The organism is Haladaptatus sp. DYF46 (genome assembly GCF_021083305.1).
Lineage (GTDB): Archaea > Halobacteriota > Halobacteria > Halobacteriales > Haladaptataceae > Haladaptatus.
On sequence record NZ_JAJFAY010000001.1, the window covers coordinates 1,559,300 to 1,578,626 of the forward strand.

Sequence of the window (19,327 nt, forward strand, 5' to 3'; positions counted from 1 at the left end):
GGTAACGCGGGATAATCGAGCCGCTTCGTTTTCGACGAGTGACGGTCGGCAGGTTTCTATCGGCACCCGAGACGTTTAAATCGCCGTTCCGGGCCGATACTCGCCGAACACGTCCCGAAGCACGTTGCAGATTTCGCCCACCGTGGCGTAGGCCTTCACCGCGTCCACGATGTACGGTAACAGGTTGTCCTCGCCCTCAGCCGCGTCGCGGAGCGCGTCCAGCGTCGCTTCGACTTCCCCGTCGTCCCGCTCCTCTCGAACCTCGTTCAGGCGGTCGATCTGGCGGCGTTCGTCCTCCGCCGTGACCTCTTGGACGTCCATCTCCGCCTCCTCGTCCACCTCGAACTCGTTGACGCCGACGATGGTTCGCTCACCCGACTCTATCTCCTGCTGGCGGTCGTAGGCCACGTCCTGAATCTGACGCTGGACCCACTGGCTCTCGATGGCCGAGCGCATCCCGCCCTTCTCGTCGATGGTGTCGAGGAGTCCGAAGGCTTCCTCCTCCAGGTCGTCCGTGAGCGCCTCCACGTAGTAACTGCCCGCCAGCGGGTCGATGGTGTCGGCGGCCCCGCTCTCGTGTGCGAGAATCTGCTGGGTGCGGAGCGCGGTCCGCACGCTCTCCTCCGTCGGCAGCGCCAACGCCTCGTCCTTGCCGTTGGTATGGAGGCTCTGTGTTCCGCCGAGGACGGCCGCGAGCGCCTGATACGCCACGCGGACCACGTTGTTCTCTATCTGCTGGGCGGCGAGCGTCGAGCCAGCGGTTTGGGTGTGGAACTTAAGCTGTTTCGACTTCGGGTTCTCCGCGCCGAAGCGTTCCTCCATGATTTTCGCCCACATCCGTCGGGCGGCGCGGAACTTCGACACTTCCTCCAGAATGTCGTTGTGCGCGTTGAAGAAAAAGGAGAGCTGTGGAGCGAACTCGTCCACGTCCAACCCGGCGTCCAACGCGGCCTCCACGTACTCGATGCCGTCGCCGAGCGTGAACGCGAGTTCCTGTGCCGCCGTCGCGCCCGCTTCGCGGACGTGATAGCCCGAAATCGAGATTGTGTTGAACTTCGGCACCTCCTCGGCGCAGAACTCGAAGATGTCCGTGATGATGCGCATCGACGGTTCGGGCGGGAAGATGTACGTGTTCCGCGCGATGTACTCCTTCAGCAGGTCGTTCTGGATGGTTCCCCGCAGTTCCTCGCGGGAGACGCCCTGCTCGTCGCCCACGGCGATGTACATCGCCAACAGCACCGACGCGGGTGCGTTGATGGTCATCGACGTGCTCACCTCGTCCAGCGGAATCCCGTCGAACAGCGCCTCCATGTCCGCCAGCGAGTCGATTGCGACGCCCGACTTCCCGACTTCGCCCGCCGACATCGCGGCGTCGGAGGTGTAGCCCATCTGCGTCGGCAGGTCGAACGCCACCGACAGCCCCGTCTGGCCGTTGTCGATGAGGTAGTGATAGCGCTCGTTGGTCTCCTCGGCCGTCCCGAACCCGGCATACTGGCGCATCGTCCACAGTCGTCCCCGGTACATCGTCGGGTAGACGCCGCGCGTGTAAGGATCCTCGCCCGGATAACCGAGGTCCTCCTCGTAGTCCACATCGGCGACGTCGTTCGGCGTGTAGAGGCGCTCTACGGTCTGCCCGTCGGTGTCGGTCGTGAACTCCTCCTTTCGCTCGCCGAACCGGTCCAGCGTCGGGTCGAGGGTGTCCGCTTCCCACTCCGCTTTCCCCCGGCGGATCTCCTCCAAGTCGTCCGCGTCAAACATTGCCTGAACTTTGTCGGCGATTCGTCTTAAGGATTGACCGATGACTTCGAGGGATGCGAGCAGTAGTAGCGAGGGAATTTCGGTTTTAGCGTTGACGAGGTTGCCACGGGGTAGGCCTCGAAAGCCCCCGCCCGCTCACGGTACCTGTGCAGGATATTCTGGCCTCTCCGTCACGTTCGGCCAGAATAGTTGCCCACACAGGAACCACGCAAGCGTGACCGAGCGGCCCCTTTCATTCCTCCCACAACACCGCAACCGAATCAGCCACACCCTCCCCAACCGACTCCTTCGCTTCGCTCAGTCATCCCTCGCATGATAGCCAGCAGGCCACCAGTTGAAGGCCTGCTGGCGCACGCGCCGAGGCGGCTACTCGGCTTCGCGTCATCGCACTTCCAGTGCGGTGTATACGGATGAGGGCTTTCAAGGACAGTTCCGGAAATACGAAATCACGAGCAAAAAATGAGCCTATCGTGAACCCTCGTTTCGAGAACCATCTCATCGAAGCAGATGAGAAACCGCACTACGAGAAATCGGGTTCAGTGGTCGTCTTCGCGCCACTTGTGTTCGCATTCGGTGCAGACGAAAAAGCGCGTCTCGCTCTCGTCGGCCGAGCGGATCTGCTGGAGGTACCAGTAGGCCTCGTCGTTGTCACAGTTGGGACATTGGACGCCGGTCGTCGGGAGGCCGTTGCTGCCGCCGCTGCTTTCGATTATCTCGGTCGCTTCCTGGTCTTCGGTGATGACGTACTCCGAGGAATCGCCTCGCGGAGTCTCGTGACCGCAGCTGCCACAGACCCAGAAACCGTCGTTCGCTTTCATCATGGAACCGCACTCGTCACAGAACTCCATTGTTGTCCCGGACTAACAAACGCGGCCATTTAAGTCGCGTGCTTTCCGCGCTTTTCTCGTTTTTGGCTTACCCCTCCCCTTCGGACTGATACGGTTCGCCGACGGCCTCCCGCGGCAGGACGTTGTTGATCTCCGTTTCGAGGTCGCGCGCCGACTCGTACTCCTCTTGGTCGGTTTCGTCGACGAGTTCCCCGAGGTTCCGCTCACCGTCCGCGAGGACGAGCGTCGTTCCCTCCAACTCGATGGCCGCGTCGTCCCGGGGAATCGGATACGAGAGTTCCCGAAGGACAGCCCCGACACGGTTGTACTTGACTCTCTGTGCCATGGTATCACAGACGGTGCGGTCGTGCTTAGTTGTTGCCGCGGCCGCCGCTTCGAGGACGGAAACGCCCGACAGCGTTGTCGACAAGTATATGGATAGCTGCCACTACGGCCGCTGTCATAACTGTCTTCAACGTGCAGTCGGTATTTCGGACCGAATGTTCAGTGTAGACAGACGAGTGCTAGCGCTGGCGATAGCGCGGATGGCCGACTCCGTCGGCAACTCGTTTCTCATCGTCGTTCTGCCGCTCTACATCGCCAGCGGTTCGATATCCGGTGACGCGTTCGGCCTCACCGAGACGGTCATCACCGGTATCGTCCTCTCGCTTTTCGGGCTTCTGAACAGCTTCACGCAACCGTTCGCGGGATACCTCTCCGACAGGTCCGAGCGACGGAAGGTGTTCATCCTCCTCGGACTCGCAATTTTAGCGGTGACAAACTTCTCGTACTCCTTCGCGAGTGGCTACCCCGACCTCATCGCCATCCGCGCGATCCAGGGCATCGGCGTCGCGTTCACGATCCCGTGTACCATCGCGCTCGTCAACGACCTCGCGTCGGACGAGAACCGCGGCGGAAACATGGGGGTGTTCAACACCTTCCGGTTGCTCGGGTTCGGTGCGGGGCCGATAGCGGCCGGCGCGCTGGTCCATCAGGGACCCTACGACCTCGCCGGAGTCCACATGACCGGTTTCCAAGCCGCGTTCTACATCGCCTCGCTGGGGGCGCTCGTCAGTTTCGCGCTCGTCACCCTGCTCGTGAGCGACCCCGAGCAAACGGAGGCCGATGCGGGCGACGACTTCTCGATCTCGGTTCTCGGCTCGCGGAGCGGTCTCGACCCGATATTCACGCTCGCACTCGCCTCGCTGTTCATGGCCATCAGTATCGCCTTGATTTCGACGCTGGAGACGACCATCAACACGCGACTCGGACAGAACGAACTGTGGTTCGGCCTCGAGTTCGCGGCGTTCGTCCTCGCGCAGGTCGCCCTACAGGCCCCAATCGGCCGTGCGACGGACCACTACGGGCGACGACAGTTCATCATCGCCGGACTCGTCCTGCTCATCCCGGCGACGGTGGTTCAGGGGTTCGTCACTACCCCCATGCAGATGCTCGTCGCCCGACTCGTCCAAGGTGTCGCGGGCGCGCTGGTGTTCGCCCCCGCACTCGCGTTGGCGGGTGACATCGCACGAAAGGGACGGTCCGGGACCCAACTCTCCCTGCTCACCATGGCGTTCGGCCTCGGAACCGCCATCGGTCCGCTCTCCTCCGGCTTCCTCGTTCGGTTCGGCTTCCAAGTGCCGTTCGAGGTGGGCGGCTTCCTCGCGGCACTGGGTGTCGTCCTCGTCTACACGCAGGTCGAAGAGACGAGGGCGCCGTCCTCGGACGCGCGTGCGTCCCCACAGGATTGAAAATAGAAAAAGAACGAACCCGTCGCGTTTGCGTTTCTCCTTTCCTTCCGCTCAGTCGAAGTTCGGTTCCCTGTCCTCCACGAACGCGGTCATTCCTTCCCGCTGGTCGTGGGTGCCGAACATCGAACTCCAAAGCCGACGCTCGTAGCGAAGCCCCACCGACAGGGTGCCTTCCTGCACCTGATTCAGCGCCTCCTTCGCGGCTTGGAGGGCGAACGCCGGACGCTCCGCGAGGTCGGTCGCCATCTCCTCCACGTGGGCGTCCAGTTCGTCGGGTGCGACGACCTCGCCGACCAGTCCCATCTCGTGAGCGTCTTGGGCGTCGATGCGCTCGCCGAAGAAGATGAGCCGTCGGGCGAGTTCGTCGCCGACCAACCGCGGGAGTCGCTGTGTGCCGCCCCAGCCCGGGATGATGCCGAGGTCGATTTCGGTCTGGCCGAGAACGGCGTTCGAACTCGCCACGCGGAGGTCACAGGCGAGCGCGAGTTCACAACCGCCGCCGAAGGTGTAGCCGTTGATGGCGGCGATGACCGGCGCGGGGAACGATTCGAGCGAGTCGGCGACATCGTGGCCCAACTCGGCGTACGCCTGTGCCTCCGCCACCGAGAGGTCCTTCATGTAGCCGATGTCGGCCCCGGCGACGAACGCTTTCTCGCCCGCTCCCGTGAGGACGAGCGCACGGGCACCGTCCGACTCCGCCTCGTCGATGGCGTCGCGGAGCGCGTTGAGCGTTTCGACGTTGAGCGCGTTGAGTCGGTCGGGTCGGTCCACCGTCAGCGTCGCAACGTCGTCGGAAAACTCGTAGCGTACCGTGTCCGATTCGGGCATGGGTATGTCGTCTCGGGGTGTTCGGTTAATCGTTTCGACGACCGACCGTCCACAACGATTCCTATTACCGGGCGCCGTCGCCGAAACGAACGCCGGTGTCGCTTCGGAACTGGCAAATAACCCCCCGTCATAAACACGCGACAATGACGTTGTCCGAGGAGGCCCGCGACCGACTGGCAGATCTGGTCGAACTCCAACCGACCAAAAACAGCGAACTGCAGGATCGCTGGGGGTTAGAGAGCGGGAGCGAAGTGCATCAGTATCTCGAAAACGAACTGAAGGAGTACTACTACCGGGACGACAACAGCTACATCCGCGCGACCACCGAGGCGAACGACCTCGTGGACGTGGAACCCGGCATGGTCGCCGACGACGGGGACGAGGTTCCGAGCGTGGTTCGCGTGCCGACGCTCCAGCGACAGGTGTTCGACGTCGTTCCCGGCCCGGACGAACGCTCGGCGAGCGTCGTCTCCGTCCTCCACGCCGTCCGGGAGGAGTTCGGTGTCGACCCGGACGTCGACGACGTGCGCTCGGCACTCCAGAGCCTGAAACGGAAGGGCGTCGTCGAAGTCGTCTATCGGACCGTCCCGACGTTCAAACTCACCGTCGAACGCGACGACATAACGGTCGAAGAGTCCGGTTGAGTCACTCGGCGTCCGACTCCGACCCGCCCGGACGATTGCGTTCCCGACGCGATTCGAGCAGTCGTTTGCTGGCGTTCCCCGGCCCGCCCTCGATGGGCCACCCCTTCTGCCGCCACGCCGGCGGTTCCGGTTCGAACGCGGAGCACCTTCCGGAACACTCCCGCGCCGTCTGATGGCAGGACTTCGCATCACAGTAGGGCAGAATCAACGCCTCCTCGCGCCGCAGTTCGAAGTGCCGACAGTCCGGGCGCATCGTTCGGGTGTACGTGCGCCACCCCCGTTCGTAGGCCCGTTCCGCGATTTCGAGCCGCTTTCGTGCCTTCTCGTCGGGAGACACGTACTCGAACCGGGCGGCGGACTGGTCGTACTTCCCGCCGCCGGGTCGTTCGAGGATTCGCGTTCCCGGCGCGTCGACATCTAGCGTTCGGGGGTACCACGCCACCTCGGCGTCGTGATCGTCGAACGTCAGGATTCCCGCCTCGACCGGAATGGATTCGAGGAGGGCGGGTTCGGTCGTCTCGCCCGTCCGGTTCGTCGCCACCCACACCTCGTCGGCCAACGAGAGGGCCACGTCCCGTTCCAACTGCGGACGCAAATCGCGGGCCGCGCCCGCGTCCAAGTCGGGCTTGTTCTCGATGGCGACGATGCGCCGAACCCAGTTCGGATACGCGTATCGGCGCTTGATTTCGAGGCGATTGCCCCGCTTTCGAACCGAGAGAATTCCTCGCTCGTCCACCTCGTGAATCGTCTCGCGGACGTACCGCCACGGATAACCGGGTTCGGGGAGGGCGTCCCGATACCACTCCCATTCCGCGGGCGCGTGCTGCACCACGTCGAGCGTGTCGCCGTCCAACCGGTTGCGTCCGAAGTTCGCCCGACGAGCGAAGGCGTCGGCGTCCACCTCGATGACCACGGTGTCCCACCGCCTGCGCTTCGTCCCGAGTTGTCGAGCGACGAGAACGGCCCGCTCGCCGTCGGGCGGCCAGCGTCGCTCGGCCCACCGACAGGTTCGCAGTTCGAAGACGAACTCCGATTCGTCCATACGCTTCCCTCTCTCCCGACGCTGGTAAGCGATTCGACTCCGGTATATCAAAAAACATTTGTTGGTATGGCTGAAAGAGAGAACTCCCTCGTCAACTGACGAGTAAACCGGTTTTCCGTACCGGTCCCCACAAAACGATGAATCTACGAGCCACCCTCACGACCCTGTTGGTCGTCTCGCTCCTCGCCGGAACCGCAACGGCGGGTTCCGCCGGACACGCGGCGAGTACGACGAACCCCGCAGTACAGTCCCCCCTGTTCTTCCAATCGAACGATGCGAACAGTTCGGTTTCCTTGAACAGTTCCATCTACGAGGTAGAGCAGGGAGAGACGGCGACGATGAACCTCTCGCTGGAGAACGTGGACGCCGTGACCGTCCAACTCGGCGGCGGCGAGATGAAGTACAAACTCAACGCGAGCGTCACCGACGGCGACGGCGACGGCACCGTCGTCCTCGTGTTCGACACCGCGAAGGCGGGGAGCGGCGACGGGTCAGCCCTGACGACGAAGGCCGACGCCGACGAACTCACCGTCAAAAACGAAACGACGGTCGACGGGAAACTTCCCGCAAACATGTACGGGATAACCGTCTACGCCGGAACCGGGGACAGCGCCCCCAAAATCGGCTACGGCGGACTGAACGTGCAAGGCGGCGAATCGAACGGGTCGCGGACGACCACGACGACGGACACCGCGACGACGGACGACGAGTCCGGGATGACGACGACCACCACGTCGAACGAATCCACGACGACGACCGACAGCAGCGGACAACCCGGCTTCGGCGTCGGGATTTCGGTCGTCGCGCTCGCGGCGGTTGCACTCCTCGCACGGCGGCAGTAGACCCTAGGTCGGCGACAGAAAATCCGTTCTTCCCATTTCGAGACAGCCGACGAGCGTCAGCACCGAGTTCATCCTGGACTCGGCGCGACTCCCTCCCACGCGCTCCAATCGAGGCCGACGCCGACGCCGAGGACGTCCAGTCGGGCGTACTGCGGCGGCGTGTCGCTCCCGTCACCCCCGCCGCTCGGGAGGAACTCGAACGTCGTCCATTTCTCGCTCGTTTCGACGCGAGCGCGAAGCGTGACGGCGGTTCCCGTCGGGGCCGAGACGAACTGGCGGTACGTCTCACCGCTGCCCGCCGAAAGCACCACCTCTAGCGTGGCTTTCGGCGAGTGATCGACCGTCGTGAAGGTCAGCGAAAGGTCCGATTCGGCCGTATTGTGAAGCCACAGGGTTCCGCCCGGATAGTTCGGGCCGGGGATGCCGTCTCCCATACACCCGGTCATCGAACCGATCGCGGCAGTCGCCCCGACCGTCGTCAGAAACCGTCGGCGATTCATGTCACCATACTCAGTTATGGGAACAAATGTTTTCTGGACGATGCACTTCAGGTTCTATCTCGGGACGGACCGCTCGCTGGTCGGCTCGAAATATGCGTCGAAAAGTCCGCGTTTTCGTTCCCGTTCAGGTGTCTTCGAACTCGTCGAGGAACTCGTGTGCATCACGGAGGATGTCGCGCGGTCCGTCCTGCGTGATGGTGTTTATTGCCTGCTCGTAGTCGCGCCACTGCAGGTCTCGATGTTCGGTCGAGAGTTCCGCGCTGGCCTCGTAGGACTTGGCGATGAACAGGTGGACGGTCTTGTGAATCGTCGTTCCGTTCGCCTCGAAGACGTAACTGTAGTCGTCGCGGAAGCCGTCGAGGAGCCGAAAATCCTCGATACCGGCCTCCTCTTTCACCTCCCGTATTGCCGTTTGCTGTAGCTCTTCGTCGCCCTCCACGCCGCCTTTCGGGAACTCCCAATCGCCCGGTCGGCTTTTGAGGAGGAGGTATTCTCGTCGACCGCGGGTATCCCTGAACAGGATCGCACCCGCGCTCGTAGCGTTAACTGCCATTGCGTTCAGGTACGAGGTTGGCCATTAAAGGAATGTCGAACCAATATCGTAATTTCGTGCCACCAGCGCGCTCCGATATTGGGCTTCCGACGAGAACGCCATCGTTTCCCCCGTTATAGGGCGTAACAAAGCCGCGGGACGGAAGCAGATGTTTTACGTAGCAGGATTGTGTACAGTCTACAGAGCTAGCCATGACCTTCATTACGAAAGTACTCCTCCAAAGCGGGAACCGGCCCGTTCTCGACAACGTAGTATCGGACATTCGTTCGTTAGCCGGGCGAAAAGGTGCCGATCTTCGCGGACCGCACTCGGACCCGCCGGAGCGACATCGCGTTCCGCAGTACAAAACACTCTCGGGCGACGAGAGCCGACAGTTCCGAAGTTGGGACTACACCGTCTACACGCGACGGTTGGAAATCGTCGGGCACAACGACGTCTCCCGTCGCGTCGCACGGATGGACTTCCCGCCGGGAATCCGCGTCGAGGTCGAACTCGAACAGATTCAGGGCATGGGGAAAGCCTGACCGTCTTCTATTTTTCACTCTCTTTACAATCCCGAAACGCGAGTGTCCCAGCGACCGCTCGGTCTCGACTGCCCGTCCTCAGGACCGTCTAACTGACGTTTCGAGGAGCCCGAGGCGACTGCTGAACACCGTCGCGTCCCGCGAGAACTCGTATTTCGTCCGCTCCTGTAGTGACCCTTTGGTGAACACGTACGAAGCACCGGCGACGCTCCCGGTTCCCCTGTCGTACCGAATCGCATAGCCGTTGTAGTCGTCCGGTTGCGAGATTTCGGGTACTTCACCGCCGCCGGGAAGTGCGAGCATCCGCACCGTTATCGTCGCCGGAAGTATCGAGACGACGCGGAACTGTGCGTCCGCCACGTAGTCGTCGAAATACACCAGCGTGTCCCGTTCTCCCTGTGCCGCCACCGTCCCTACTCCCGCGATTCCGAGTCCGACCGCACTCGCCGCGAGAAACCCTTTTTTTAGGAACTCCCGCCGCGAATCCCGCGGGTTCGGGAGTTCTATCGAGTCGTTCGATTCCATCGTTCCGCACCCCCGTGGTACGTACTCGAAAGGAGGCATCTCGGCGGCATAAACTGGTCGTAAGCAACCGGTTACGGAGTTACCTCGACGTAACCGGGTCCGTTCCTCTCACTCGCCGTCGATGGTTTCGACGAACGTCGCCCGTCCCGTGTGGTCGTTCGCGTCGAACTCCTCGACTCGGAGTCGAACGCGGTCGTCCACTTTGCCCTGCGGTGCCCCGTCCACTTGGAGAACCGTATCACCAACTCGGGCAGTCGCGGTGCCGTTACGCTGTCCCGTGAGATACACGTCTATCTCCTCGCCGGTCTCGAACGTTGGGTTGTTCGACCGGAACGACCACCCGGCCAGATACTTGTCGAGGAGGCTCATACCCGGGCCACCTCCTCGGCGCGGCGGTCGGAAACGTACTCCAGCCCGAACCCGGTCAGCGCCGAGAACAGGAACACGCCGAACAGGAACCACCCGTGGAACACGAACGGCCAGACTTCCGCGGGGTTGACGACCATCGACCGGGTGAACCAGCCGAACTGGTCGCTGCCCACGAGTTGAATCATGGTCGCGTAGCCGACCAAGACGCCGCCGCCCCACGGGAAGATGTAGCCCATGGCGGAGCTGTTGGCGTCGAGGATGTTCGCGCGCCGGTAGCCGTTGACGTTGAACCGCTTGCCGATGCGAGCGACGTACGGCGCGATGGCGATTTCGGCGGCGGTGTTGATGGTGATCATCGCGTTGACGCCCGCCGTGCCGAGGACCATCGTTGTCTCCGCACGTCGGACGTTCGTCGCGACGGCGTTCAACAGGAAGTTCTGAATCGCCTCGAAGCCGCCGCCGCGAATCATTATCTGTGCACCCGCCACGATGAGCAGGGTCAACACGATGAGCGGGAAGAAGCCCGACGCGCCGCTGTAGAGACTGCCGCCGACCGTTCCGGCGTTGTCGGCGTTCACGGCGACGGTCTGAACGAACGGTAGGAAGCCGAAAGTACTCGCGAGCGGGCCGTTGTTCGGCGCGTAGAAGACCAGCATCTTCTGAATCGGCGCGAGGCCGGTGACGACGTTGACGGCGATTGCGAACACGAGTCCCCACGAGATGGCCTCGACGATGTGCCGACCCGAGACGGCCGTCACGATGACGATGCCCATCGACACGAGGTGGATGAGACCGATGGGATTGCTGTCCAGCGAGATGTCGGCGGCGATGTTCGCCCCCGCCATCGTCATCCCGGCGGCGACGTAGGCGACGAGCGCGAACACCGCCGCGGTGAGCGCGTATTTGAACCGGGAGGCGACGACGCCGCCGATGTCCGAATTCTGCGTCACCGCGCTCACGATGGTCGTGTCGCTGACCGGTGCGAGGTTGTCGCCGAACACCGCACCCGACAGTATCGCGCCGAACATCAACACCGGATTCGCGCCGACGACGAGTCCGGCCGGGAAGAACAGGCCGGTGAACGCGATGGTCGTCCCGTACCCCGTGCCGATGCCCGTGGCCAGCAGCGCCGCGAGGATGAACGTCGCCGCCGGAAACAGCGACGCGCCGACGTGCAACGCGTTCGCGGCCCAGACGAGGCCCTGTACGAAGCCGCCGTCCTGTAACACTTGGGCGAACATGCCCGCCCAGAGCCACGCGACGATGGCCGTCGCCGCCACGCGCTGGGTCATCCCCTCGAAGATGGTGTTGGCGTAGGTTTTCCAGTTACCCTTTGCGAAGAACATCCCGACGATGAGCGAGAGCAGCATCCCCACGACGAGGCCGGAGGTGCTCCCGACGCCGAGGAAACCGCTCTGGAACACGGCCCACACGATGAACAACCCGATGGGGAGCGCGCTCATCGCCGTCCCGCCGTAGAACTCGATACGGGACTCGTGTCGCGCGTGTTCCGCTTGCGCTAACTCCTCTTCGACTTCATCGCCGCGTTCGTCATCTGGCGAACTCATTCATAATACCTCTGTCACTCCGTGACAAGCCACCGAAGTGGTATAAAAGTAGTCCGCAAAAATTGACAGACAGTGGGAGTTCGAGACGAAAAATCGAACGACGGTGCGAACCGCAAACGCACGTGAATCGAACTCGGACACGCCTCCCGTCTTGAATTCCGACACGTCACTCGCATGGCCGCTTTTGGAGTATTTAAGGCCCACCCCGCCGTCCACCCTGCCATGAGCCAACAGGCCAGCCGTGACAGACTCGTAGAACTCCGCCGCGATCTTCATCGACACCCGGAACCCGCGTGGTGTGAGTTCTACACCACCGCTCGAATCGTGGACGAACTCGAATCCATCGGCGTGGACGAGCTGTACGTCGGTCCCGAGGTTCTCGCACAGGAAGAGCGCATGTCCGTCCCGGACGACGACGAACTCGAAACGTGGTACGAACAGGCGCGCGCCGCCGGGGCGCGCGAGGACGTCCTCGAACGGCTCGACGGCGGCAACACGGGCGCGATTGCGGTCCTCGAACGCGGCGAGGGACCGACCGTCGCCCTTCGCGTGGACATCGACGGACTGGTTCGGGAAGAATCGACCGACGGCGACCACGTTCCCGCCGCGGAAGGCTTCCGTTCCGAACACGCGGGCGCGATGCACGCGTGCGGCCACGACTCGCACATCACGATGGGGATCGGCGTGCTCGAAGCGATAAAGGACAGCGACTTCGAGGGGACGTTCAAGGTCCTCTTCCAACCCGGAGAGGAGATGGTGGCCGGGGGCAAGCCGATGGCCAAGAGCGGCCATCTGGACGATGTGGACTACCTCCTCGCGGTCCACATCGGTCTCGACCACCCGACCGGCGAAGTCGTCGCGGGCGTCGACGGGTTCCTCGCGGTGGACCACTTCCGCGCGGATTTCTCCGGCGTCCCGGCCCACGCCGGCGGCCAACCGAACGCCGGCGAGAACGCCATTCAGGCGATGGCCACCGCCATTCAGAACCTCTATGCAATTCCGCGGCACGAGGACGGTCCGACGCGAGTCAACGCGGGACAGGTCGGCGGCGGAACGGCGACGAACATCATCCCGGAACACGCGTACATCGACGGCGAGGTTCGCGGCGAGACGACGGAACTCAAGGATTACATGAAAGAACGCGCGGAGCGCGTCCTCGAAAACGCGGCGGAGATGCACGGATGCACCGTCGAACTCAGTGCGGAGGGGGAAGCGCCGAGCGCGGAGAGCGACGAGGGCTTGGTCGAAATCGTCCACGACGTCTCGCTGAACACGGACGGCGTCGATAACCCGATTCGCCGCGACACGCTCGGCGGCAGCGAGGACGCCACGTATCTGATGCAGGAAGTCCAAGGAAACGGCGGCCTCGCGGCGTACGTCGGCGTCGGAACCGACCACCCGGGCGGCCACCACACCGCGACGTTCGACGTGGACGAGGACAGCCTTCCGATCGGCGTGGACCTCCTCTCGACAGCTATCCTCGAAATAGCTCGACAACGACCATAGTTGGGGAAAGTCCACCGACACCGAACGGATAGTATCGTCTCCGAATCTTGTCCATCAAGAGTGGACTCAGTATCCCCAACAGTTTCAATTGAACACGGTAATTTTTATAATCCCCCATCACAACCCTCTGAGTAGATTCGAACAAGATTGCAGTGTTCGAGAGGTACACACCTATGAACGGGAACATCAACGACAGTAACGACGGTGCGGTTATGACGAACACGACACAGTCGAATCGGTACACTTGCTACGCGAACGAGGAGCAACTCAGCACGGCGGTGGTCATGGCGCTCGCCGATATTACTGGGGGCGACCCGGGGAATATCGGGGTCCCGCTATACGACGTCATCGACCCGGACGCCCTCGACAATCTCTTTAGCGACAAACACGACGGCTCCCCTCGAACGGGCGGAAAAGTCGTGTTTACCATCCTCAACTACGAAGTAACCGTCCAGAGTTACGGTGAAATCGTCATCCAAGAGCTAGAATAACTCGACGCTCTTTTTCCGTTCGTTGTTGCTTCCGTCGGGTTTCCACACCCGCAACAGTGCTATGAGATAGCATGTCATTTGTCGATCGCCTCCGTTTCCCTCCCGGTCGAGTCATATGGAACTCACCGGATTCGAGCAGAGAACGGTCGGATGTGGGATTCGACGGGTGGTCGGAATCAGTATTTCGGCACCGCGCCGGTGGTCGCGTACACGTCGTCCATCAGGTCGTCACGGACGTCCTGCCACGCCGGGAGTCCGCGGGGGTCGGTCGGGTAGTGGTCGTAGTGGTCGAGGACCCGGTCGGCCAACTTCTTCGTCTTGTAGAGGTCGTAGACGAGTCGCCAATGGTCCCGGGCGTCGAGCGCCGTCTGGAGTTTGAGTTTCAGGCCGATGTTGGCGCTCCCCGAGTACAGCGCCTCGGACAGTTTTTCGGCGGGAAGCGCGCCGAGCATCCCCATCAGGTCGTCCACGTCCACGGCGGTCGTGAAGATGTTGTAGATGTCGAGGCCCGCGTAGCGCGCGCCGAAGTGGTCCATGACGCGTCGATTGTACTCCCAGAGGGCGTGTTCGCTCGTGTCCCCGGTTTCGAAGGCCTCGATGGCCTGCTCACCCGCATACTTGCCCGCGTAGGCCGCGCCCGCGATACCGCCCCCGGTCGTCGGGTTGACGTGGCCCGCCGCGTCGCCGACGGCGATAAAGCCGGGTGCGACGGCCGAATCGTACGGTCGGCGGGTCGGCAGCGCCGCGCCGAGTTTGTCCTCGACGGTCGCCCCCTGGAACTCGGGTCGGGTGCGCAGGTCGCGCTTCAGGTCGTCCACGAGTTCCATCGGCTTTTCGTTCATCTGGAAACCCAATCCGGCGTTGATTTCCGTGCTGGTGCGCGGGAAGTACCAGAGATAGCCCGCGGCGCGGTCGGTGGGTTTGAACACGAGGGCGTCGTCCCACTCCACCGGTTCGTCCACGTGGATGATTTCGCGGTAGGCCGAACAGAACTGCGAGTAGGTGACGTTCGTGTCGAACGTCGAATCGGAGAAGTCCGTCTTGTCCTGCAACAGGGAGAGCGCCCCCGCGGCGTCGATGAGGAGGTCCGATTCGTACTCCACCACGTCGCCCTCGTGCTTCGCTCGAACGCCCGTCACGCGTCCGGCGTCGTCCTGCGTCACGTCCTGAACGACCGTGTCGTAGTGGAACTCCGCGCCGGCGTCCTTCGCGCCCTGAATGATGCGCCGTCCGTACTCCCAGCGGTCGATGACGGCGAGTTCGCCGGGCACGGGAATTTCGAGAACCGTGTCCTCCCGCGGAATCTCGAACCGCCCGTGGTCCACGCCCGTGTTGGTGAACGCGGGTTCGAGTTTCTCCTTTGGAATCGCCTCGGGGAAGGCGTCCGCCCCCTTCAGCGCGTCGCCACACGCGATGTGGCCCGCCTCCTCCTCCGTCTTCCGCTCGACGATCACCACGTCGTATCCCTCGCGGGCCACGGTCGCCGCGGCGTAACACCCCGACGTTCCCGCACCGACGACGACCATATCGTATCGTTCGCTCATGCGTTTCGCTACGAGAGGGAAGCGAGAAAACTCTTTATCCCCTATTGTGTCCTCGTGAAGAGGACGGTAAACGAACGACGGCGTGCATAAAGAGTTTTGCCGAGTTGTTTCGTACGCCGGGGTATGACCGATTACACCGTCGAGTTCGTCGGCACCGGCGAATCCATCGAGGTCTCGGACAAACAGACCATCCTCAAGGCCTGCATCGAGGAGGGCATCGCACAGGAGTACTCCTGTCGCGTCGGCATGTGTCTCGCCTGCTCGGCGGAAATCGTCGACGGGGACGTCACCCAACCCGCCGCCCGCGGACTGACCGAGGAGGAAGCCGAAAACTACGCGCTCACCTGCATGGCGCGACCGCAGAGCGACCTGAAACTCGACCGGGGCAAATACCCGCCGAGCATCGAGGCCGACGCCGAGGCGATGGACGAATCCGCCGCCGCGGCGGACGACTGAGTTATCTGTTCCCCTCCATCCACTCGGTTCCGAACGCGACCAGTTCCCGCTGCGAGACGAGCGTCGCATCAGCCTCGCCGACCTGCCCGTGACGAACCTCGTGATTCTCCTCAAACGCCGCCTCGATGTCCCTGAAGTCGTCCTCGCCCTCCGGTTCCTCGAACGTCACCCAGCGGCGTTCGCCGTCCGCCAGTATCGGCCCGCCGTTCACGTCGAACGATTTACCGGCGTACTGCGCACGATACTCCGCCAAGTGGAGCGACGTGTTCGCGTCCACGCCGAGGCGAAGCACCCGTGCATCGAGGTCATCGAGGCGCGCGAGGGGCGACCGCTCGCCGAGCGACGAATCGTACGCGTGGTCGGAAACCACGAACTCCGCGTCCGCGCCCCACGCCGCGAACGACGACGTCGGGTGCTTGCTCCTGATGACGCCGGGATAGTCCCGAAAGCAGTCCGCGATTGCGCCCATGCCCCGCGTCGGCGTGAGTTCCGGGCGGAACGGCGGCGACGTCTCCTTGATTTGCTCCACCCACTCGTCGGGGACGGGTGGGTTCTCCCAGTGCGTCGGATCCGATAGCTGCGAGGAGTGGGTCGGCATCGCGAGCGTCCCCTCCTCGGTGACGACGGACATGAGCGCGTCCACGGCCGCCGGCGCGCCGCCGGAAACCCATCCGAGTGCCGAAAGCGACGAGTGAACGAGGACGGTTTCGCCCGCCGCGAGTCCGAGATTTCGAAGGTCGGAGACCAGTCGCTCGGTCGTTATCGGGTCCGGCGTTCGTTCGACCGCGTCCCCTTCGCTCATGGCGGTCGTTCCATCGAGAACCGGTCGTCCGTCCGCGCATAGAGGCTACCCGAGAGGCGGCCCACGGCGTCGATTTTGTTCACGTCGACCTTTCCGTCCGTGGTCACGTCGTCGTCCACGTGGACCCACTCGACTTCGCCGAGTACCATCGTGGACGCGCCGATGTCAACCATCTCGTACAGCGAACACTCGAAGGCGACTGGCGTGTCGGCGACGCGCGGCGCGTCCACGACGGTCGATTCCGCACGCTCCAGTCCGGCGTGGTCGAACTCGCTTTCGCCGTGCGGAAGCGTCGCGCTCGTCTCGTTCATCGCCTCGGCGAGCGGTTCGGTGACGACGTTGACGACGAATTCCCCGGTGTCCCGCACGTTTTTCGGCGTGTCCTTCAAGCCGTCCTCCACGTCCACCGGCGAGAACATCACGACCGGCGGCTTGGAACTCACGACGTTGAAAAAGCTGTACGGCGCGAGGTTGTCCACGCCGTCGGGACTCCGCGTACTCACCCACGCGATGGGCCGCGGAACGACGGCACCAGCCAACGTCCGGTACAGCGAACCGACTGTCTCCGGGTCGATTTCCATGGGAAGTGTCTCGCGTGGGTTACCAAACGGATTTCGGGTCCGGTCGGCTCTGCCGGGAGACGGTTCGAAGGCCCCGACCCATCATTTATACAGCCGAACCACCCATTACGTGAGAACCCCATCACCCTGTATGAGCGCCACCGAGTCGGCACGGTCGGTCGTCACGGTCATTCAGGAGAGAAACATCACATTTCTCGCGGCCAGTTTCGCGTACTACGCGTTCGTCTCGATATTTCCGCTCGCGTTGCTCGTGCTCACCGTCGGCACCATCATCGGCGGTCAGGAGTTCGCCAATACGCTCGTCCAGCAGGCGAAGGGACTGCTGTCCGACCAAGGTGCGATGTTCCTCGAGCAGGCGATCGGAAACTCCTCGGCACGGGCCAGCGCGTCACTCTTCAGCGCCGTCGTTCTGCTCTGGAGCGCGCTCAAACTGTTTCGCGGACTCCTCCTCGCGTTCGAGGACGTGTACCAACACGACCCAGAGGCCGGTCTGGTCGACCAACTGAAGAAGGGGTTCGTCACGCTGATCGCGGTCGCGGTCGGCGTCGGCCTGATGGTCGGTATCGGCGTGGTGATTCGGTCGTCCACCCTGGAGGGGATTCCGTTCATCGACTTCGCGGGGACGGTGGTCCTTCTCCTCGGCCTCGTGTTGGTGTTCCTGCCGCTGTACTACGTCCTCCCGCCGATCGATATGACCGTCCGGGAAGCGCTTCCCGGAACCATCTTCGCCGCCATCGGCTGGATCGTCCTCCAAGGCGGATTTCAGTTGTACGCACAGATCGCCAGCAAAGCCCCCGTCTACGGGGCGCTTGCCGGAGTCATCCTCTTTCTCACCTGGCTCTACTTCGCGGGCGTCCTCCTGCTCGTCGGGGCCGCCGTTAACCTCGTCGTCGCCGACCGGCGGGCGGCGACCCTCTGAGGTTCCGATACCCATCAATCCGACGGACGGGAAGTCGAAGAGGAACTCGACCGCGCCGGACGTCCTGACATCACCGGAGGCCGTCACGGTTCGGACGACACCGCGCAGTTGTTCGGGCCGAGTTCAAGTTCGAACGCCGTCTCGGTATCGACGGTTTCCCGCCCGAGGTTCACGGCGACGATTTCCTCGAAGTTGGCGGGCCGCGGCGGCAGGTCGTCCGCGACCCGCCGCACGAACGAATCCCTGTCGAGCGACAGGAGGGGAACCGATTCGCGTACCGCGTCCAGTCGTTCAGTAATCGTCCCGTCGTTTCCTCGCCGTGCCCCCGAATCCGCGTGTCCCGGCGCGACGAGCGTCCCCTCGGGAAGCGACAGCACGCGGTCGTGAAGCGTCCCGTAGAGGGAGTCGGCGAGCGCGCGTGCGCCGTCGCTTCCCGCCTCCAAATCGGGCCGTCCGATGCCGTCCAAAAACAGCGTGTCGGCGCTGAACAGCACGTCGCCGAGTCGGAACAGCGTCATCTCACTGGTGTGGCCCGGTGCGTGTATCGCGGTCAGGGTGGCGTCGCCGAGCGCGAGTTCGTCGCCGTCCTCCACGATTCGGGCGTCGAACGCCACGCCGCGTTCCGTCGCACCTGCCGGGAGTAGGGGTTCGGCATCGCTCCGCTCCGCGACCGCTCGGAGGCCGCTCACGTGGTCCGCGTGGACGTGCGTGTCGATGGCGTAGCGGAGGTCGGCGTCCCGCTCCGCCGCATCGTGGACGTACCGGTCGGCGAACGACCGCAACGGGTCGATGACGGCGGCTTCGTTCCCCGAAACGACGAGGTAGGACAGACAGCCGCTGGACGGGCGTTCGTACTGGACGATCGTTTCGGACCCGCCGTCGATTTCGCGCGCCACGTACACCGTCGCCCATCCCTCCATTCCGTCTTCGAGGTTCCGCACGTCGTAGCCTTCCTCGCGGAGGAGTTCCGTGACGGCTTCGCTCGCGTCCCCCTGGGGACAAACCGCGACGATAGGACCGTCCCGACTCGCGGGGTCGATTCCGATTTCCTCGGCGAGTTCGGGAACCTCGCCTCGGACCTTCGCACTCATGAGCTGGGCGTAGGGCGTCTGTATCGTCCGCGGCGCGTCGATGTGCCACTCCTCGAACTCGTCGCGGTTGCGGACGTCGAGTATCGAGAGCGACTCCCCTCGCTGGAGTCGGTCGTACAGCTCCGCCGGAGAGAGGGTATCGGCCATGGGCGTAGTACGCGACACGACGGCAAAAGGTGTCGCCCAAACGTTATGCCAACGGTCGT

General features: G+C 63.3%; 22 protein-coding genes. 8 read left to right on the forward strand and 14 right to left on the reverse strand.

Annotated features, from left to right (window positions below; all coding sequences use genetic code 11):
- Positions 1-75: 75 nt before the first annotated feature.
- From LJF34_RS08550 to LJF34_RS08560, 3 genes are all read right to left on the reverse strand, one after another.
- Complete coding sequence (locus LJF34_RS08550; RefSeq protein WP_231184494.1) at positions 76-1,758, reverse strand: methylmalonyl-CoA mutase family protein; 1,683 nt, start codon at positions 1,756-1,758, stop codon at positions 76-78.
- Between the two features lie 536 nt (positions 1,759-2,294).
- A complete protein-coding gene (locus LJF34_RS08555; protein WP_231184495.1) occupies positions 2,295-2,606 on the reverse strand; it encodes a transcription factor S in 312 nt (103 codons plus the stop codon).
- A gap of 67 nt (positions 2,607-2,673) precedes the next feature.
- Positions 2,674-2,931 (reverse strand): hypothetical protein, encoded by a 258-nt coding sequence (locus LJF34_RS08560; RefSeq protein WP_231184501.1) that lies wholly within the window; start codon positions 2,929-2,931, stop codon positions 2,674-2,676.
- A gap of 154 nt (positions 2,932-3,085) precedes the next feature.
- Here LJF34_RS08560 and LJF34_RS08565 point away from each other — a divergent pair, with 154 nt between their 5' ends.
- Positions 3,086-4,336, forward strand: coding sequence for an MFS transporter (locus LJF34_RS08565; protein ID WP_231184503.1), 1,251 nt, complete (start codon positions 3,086-3,088; stop codon positions 4,334-4,336).
- A 51-nt stretch (positions 4,337-4,387) separates the two neighbouring features.
- Here LJF34_RS08565 and LJF34_RS08570 read toward each other — a convergent pair whose 3' ends face one another.
- A complete protein-coding gene (locus tag LJF34_RS08570; protein WP_231184505.1) occupies positions 4,388-5,164 on the reverse strand; it encodes an enoyl-CoA hydratase-related protein in 777 nt (258 codons plus the stop codon).
- A gap of 143 nt (positions 5,165-5,307) precedes the next feature.
- On the opposite strand from LJF34_RS08570, the gene LJF34_RS08575 reads away from it, so the two are divergent.
- Positions 5,308-5,808 carry a DUF5797 family protein gene (locus tag LJF34_RS08575; RefSeq protein WP_231184507.1) on the forward strand — a complete coding sequence of 167 codons (501 nt, stop codon included), beginning with the start codon at positions 5,308-5,310 and terminating at the stop codon, positions 5,806-5,808.
- A 1-nt stretch (position 5,809) separates the two neighbouring features.
- Here LJF34_RS08575 and LJF34_RS08580 read toward each other — a convergent pair whose 3' ends face one another.
- On the reverse strand, positions 5,810-6,850 hold the full coding sequence (locus LJF34_RS08580; protein ID WP_231184509.1) for a DUF5787 family protein: 1,041 nt from the start codon (positions 6,848-6,850) through the stop codon (positions 5,810-5,812).
- A gap of 137 nt (positions 6,851-6,987) precedes the next feature.
- Here LJF34_RS08580 and LJF34_RS08585 point away from each other — a divergent pair, with 137 nt between their 5' ends.
- Positions 6,988-7,692: a PGF-CTERM sorting domain-containing protein gene (locus LJF34_RS08585; protein ID WP_231184512.1), complete on the forward strand. Its 705-nt coding sequence runs from the start codon at positions 6,988-6,990 to the stop codon at positions 7,690-7,692.
- A gap of 68 nt (positions 7,693-7,760) precedes the next feature.
- Here the strand turns inward: LJF34_RS08585 and LJF34_RS08590 are convergent, their stop codons facing one another.
- Positions 7,761-8,192, reverse strand: coding sequence for a hypothetical protein (locus LJF34_RS08590; protein ID WP_231184514.1), 432 nt, complete (start codon positions 8,190-8,192; stop codon positions 7,761-7,763).
- A gap of 124 nt (positions 8,193-8,316) precedes the next feature.
- Entirely contained in the window at positions 8,317-8,745 is a 429-nt protein-coding gene (locus LJF34_RS08595) for a bis(5'-nucleosyl)-tetraphosphatase (RefSeq protein WP_231184520.1), read from the reverse strand.
- A gap of 191 nt (positions 8,746-8,936) precedes the next feature.
- On the opposite strand from LJF34_RS08595, the gene LJF34_RS08600 reads away from it, so the two are divergent.
- Complete coding sequence (locus LJF34_RS08600; RefSeq protein WP_231184522.1) at positions 8,937-9,269, forward strand: uS10/mL48 family ribosomal protein; 333 nt, start codon at positions 8,937-8,939, stop codon at positions 9,267-9,269.
- A gap of 78 nt (positions 9,270-9,347) precedes the next feature.
- On the opposite strand, the gene LJF34_RS08605 is transcribed toward LJF34_RS08600, so the two are convergent.
- From LJF34_RS08605 to LJF34_RS08615, 3 genes are all read right to left on the reverse strand, one after another.
- Positions 9,348-9,794, reverse strand: coding sequence for a hypothetical protein (locus tag LJF34_RS08605; RefSeq protein WP_231184523.1), 447 nt, complete (start codon positions 9,792-9,794; stop codon positions 9,348-9,350).
- 108 nt (positions 9,795-9,902) lie between these two features.
- Entirely contained in the window at positions 9,903-10,163 is a 261-nt protein-coding gene (locus tag LJF34_RS08610; RefSeq protein ID WP_231184525.1) for a hypothetical protein, read from the reverse strand.
- A complete protein-coding gene (locus tag LJF34_RS08615; protein WP_231184527.1) occupies positions 10,160-11,731 on the reverse strand; it encodes a Na+/H+ antiporter NhaC family protein in 1,572 nt (523 codons plus the stop codon). Before LJF34_RS08615 ends, LJF34_RS08610 begins: the two co-directional genes overlap by 4 nt.
- 222 nt (positions 11,732-11,953) lie before the next feature.
- Between LJF34_RS08615 and LJF34_RS08620 the strand changes: the two genes are divergently transcribed.
- Positions 11,954-13,237, forward strand: coding sequence for an amidohydrolase (locus tag LJF34_RS08620; protein ID WP_231184529.1), 1,284 nt, complete (start codon positions 11,954-11,956; stop codon positions 13,235-13,237).
- A 173-nt stretch (positions 13,238-13,410) separates the two neighbouring features.
- The gene (locus LJF34_RS08625; RefSeq protein WP_231184530.1) at positions 13,411-13,728 is read left to right on the forward strand and encodes a HalOD1 output domain-containing protein; all 318 of its coding nucleotides are present in this window, start codon (positions 13,411-13,413) and stop codon (positions 13,726-13,728) included.
- A gap of 176 nt (positions 13,729-13,904) precedes the next feature.
- On the opposite strand, the gene LJF34_RS08630 is transcribed toward LJF34_RS08625, so the two are convergent.
- Positions 13,905-15,272, reverse strand: a complete 1,368-nt coding sequence (locus LJF34_RS08630; protein ID WP_231184531.1) for a geranylgeranyl reductase family protein — start codon at positions 15,270-15,272, stop codon at positions 13,905-13,907.
- Between the two features lie 123 nt (positions 15,273-15,395).
- Between LJF34_RS08630 and LJF34_RS08635 the strand changes: the two genes are divergently transcribed.
- Positions 15,396-15,728: a 2Fe-2S iron-sulfur cluster binding domain-containing protein gene (locus LJF34_RS08635; RefSeq protein WP_231184532.1), complete on the forward strand. Its 333-nt coding sequence runs from the start codon at positions 15,396-15,398 to the stop codon at positions 15,726-15,728.
- 1 nt (position 15,729) lies between these two features.
- On the opposite strand, the gene LJF34_RS08640 is transcribed toward LJF34_RS08635, so the two are convergent.
- The gene (locus LJF34_RS08640) at positions 15,730-16,530 is read right to left on the reverse strand and encodes an AAC(3) family N-acetyltransferase (RefSeq protein WP_231184533.1); all 801 of its coding nucleotides are present in this window, start codon (positions 16,528-16,530) and stop codon (positions 15,730-15,732) included.
- On the reverse strand, positions 16,527-17,111 hold the full coding sequence (locus tag LJF34_RS08645) for a flavin reductase family protein (protein WP_231184537.1): 585 nt from the start codon (positions 17,109-17,111) through the stop codon (positions 16,527-16,529). Before LJF34_RS08645 ends, LJF34_RS08640 begins: the two co-directional genes overlap by 4 nt.
- A gap of 130 nt (positions 17,112-17,241) precedes the next feature.
- Here LJF34_RS08645 and LJF34_RS08650 point away from each other — a divergent pair, with 130 nt between their 5' ends.
- On the forward strand, positions 17,242-18,030 hold the full coding sequence (locus LJF34_RS08650; protein WP_231184539.1) for a YihY/virulence factor BrkB family protein: 789 nt from the start codon (positions 17,242-17,244) through the stop codon (positions 18,028-18,030).
- Between the two features lie 83 nt (positions 18,031-18,113).
- On the opposite strand, the gene LJF34_RS08655 is transcribed toward LJF34_RS08650, so the two are convergent.
- Complete coding sequence (locus tag LJF34_RS08655; protein ID WP_231184541.1) at positions 18,114-19,268, reverse strand: MBL fold metallo-hydrolase; 1,155 nt, start codon at positions 19,266-19,268, stop codon at positions 18,114-18,116.
- Between the last annotated feature and the right edge of the window lie 59 nt (positions 19,269-19,327).

Bases quoted from the DNA above. Each gene is read 5' to 3' on its own strand.
- LJF34_RS08550 (WP_231184494.1), bottom strand. From the start codon at position 1,758: ATGTTTGACGCGGACGACTTGGAGGAGATCCGCCGGGGGAAAGCGGAG.
- LJF34_RS08555 (WP_231184495.1), bottom strand. From the start codon at position 2,606: ATGGAGTTCTGTGACGAGTGCGGTTCCATGATGAAAGCGAACGACGGT.
- LJF34_RS08560 (WP_231184501.1), bottom strand. From the start codon at position 2,931: ATGGCACAGAGAGTCAAGTACAACCGTGTCGGGGCTGTCCTTCGGGAA.
- LJF34_RS08565 (WP_231184503.1), top strand. From the start codon at position 3,086: ATGTTCAGTGTAGACAGACGAGTGCTAGCGCTGGCGATAGCGCGGATG.
- LJF34_RS08570 (WP_231184505.1), bottom strand. From the start codon at position 5,164: ATGCCCGAATCGGACACGGTACGCTACGAGTTTTCCGACGACGTTGCG.
- LJF34_RS08575 (WP_231184507.1), top strand. From the start codon at position 5,308: ATGACGTTGTCCGAGGAGGCCCGCGACCGACTGGCAGATCTGGTCGAA.
- LJF34_RS08580 (WP_231184509.1), bottom strand. From the start codon at position 6,850: ATGGACGAATCGGAGTTCGTCTTCGAACTGCGAACCTGTCGGTGGGCC.
- LJF34_RS08585 (WP_231184512.1), top strand. From the start codon at position 6,988: ATGAATCTACGAGCCACCCTCACGACCCTGTTGGTCGTCTCGCTCCTC.
- LJF34_RS08590 (WP_231184514.1), bottom strand. From the start codon at position 8,192: ATGAATCGCCGACGGTTTCTGACGACGGTCGGGGCGACTGCCGCGATC.
- LJF34_RS08595 (WP_231184520.1), bottom strand. From the start codon at position 8,745: ATGGCAGTTAACGCTACGAGCGCGGGTGCGATCCTGTTCAGGGATACC.
- LJF34_RS08600 (WP_231184522.1), top strand. From the start codon at position 8,937: ATGACCTTCATTACGAAAGTACTCCTCCAAAGCGGGAACCGGCCCGTT.
- LJF34_RS08605 (WP_231184523.1), bottom strand. From the start codon at position 9,794: ATGGAATCGAACGACTCGATAGAACTCCCGAACCCGCGGGATTCGCGG.
- LJF34_RS08610 (WP_231184525.1), bottom strand. From the start codon at position 10,163: ATGAGCCTCCTCGACAAGTATCTGGCCGGGTGGTCGTTCCGGTCGAAC.
- LJF34_RS08615 (WP_231184527.1), bottom strand. From the start codon at position 11,731: ATGAGTTCGCCAGATGACGAACGCGGCGATGAAGTCGAAGAGGAGTTA.
- LJF34_RS08620 (WP_231184529.1), top strand. From the start codon at position 11,954: ATGAGCCAACAGGCCAGCCGTGACAGACTCGTAGAACTCCGCCGCGAT.
- LJF34_RS08625 (WP_231184530.1), top strand. From the start codon at position 13,411: ATGAACGGGAACATCAACGACAGTAACGACGGTGCGGTTATGACGAAC.
- LJF34_RS08630 (WP_231184531.1), bottom strand. From the start codon at position 15,272: ATGAGCGAACGATACGATATGGTCGTCGTCGGTGCGGGAACGTCGGGG.
- LJF34_RS08635 (WP_231184532.1), top strand. From the start codon at position 15,396: ATGACCGATTACACCGTCGAGTTCGTCGGCACCGGCGAATCCATCGAG.
- LJF34_RS08640 (WP_231184533.1), bottom strand. From the start codon at position 16,530: ATGAGCGAAGGGGACGCGGTCGAACGAACGCCGGACCCGATAACGACC.
- LJF34_RS08645 (WP_231184537.1), bottom strand. From the start codon at position 17,111: ATGGAAATCGACCCGGAGACAGTCGGTTCGCTGTACCGGACGTTGGCT.
- LJF34_RS08650 (WP_231184539.1), top strand. From the start codon at position 17,242: ATGAGCGCCACCGAGTCGGCACGGTCGGTCGTCACGGTCATTCAGGAG.
- LJF34_RS08655 (WP_231184541.1), bottom strand. From the start codon at position 19,268: ATGGCCGATACCCTCTCTCCGGCGGAGCTGTACGACCGACTCCAGCGA.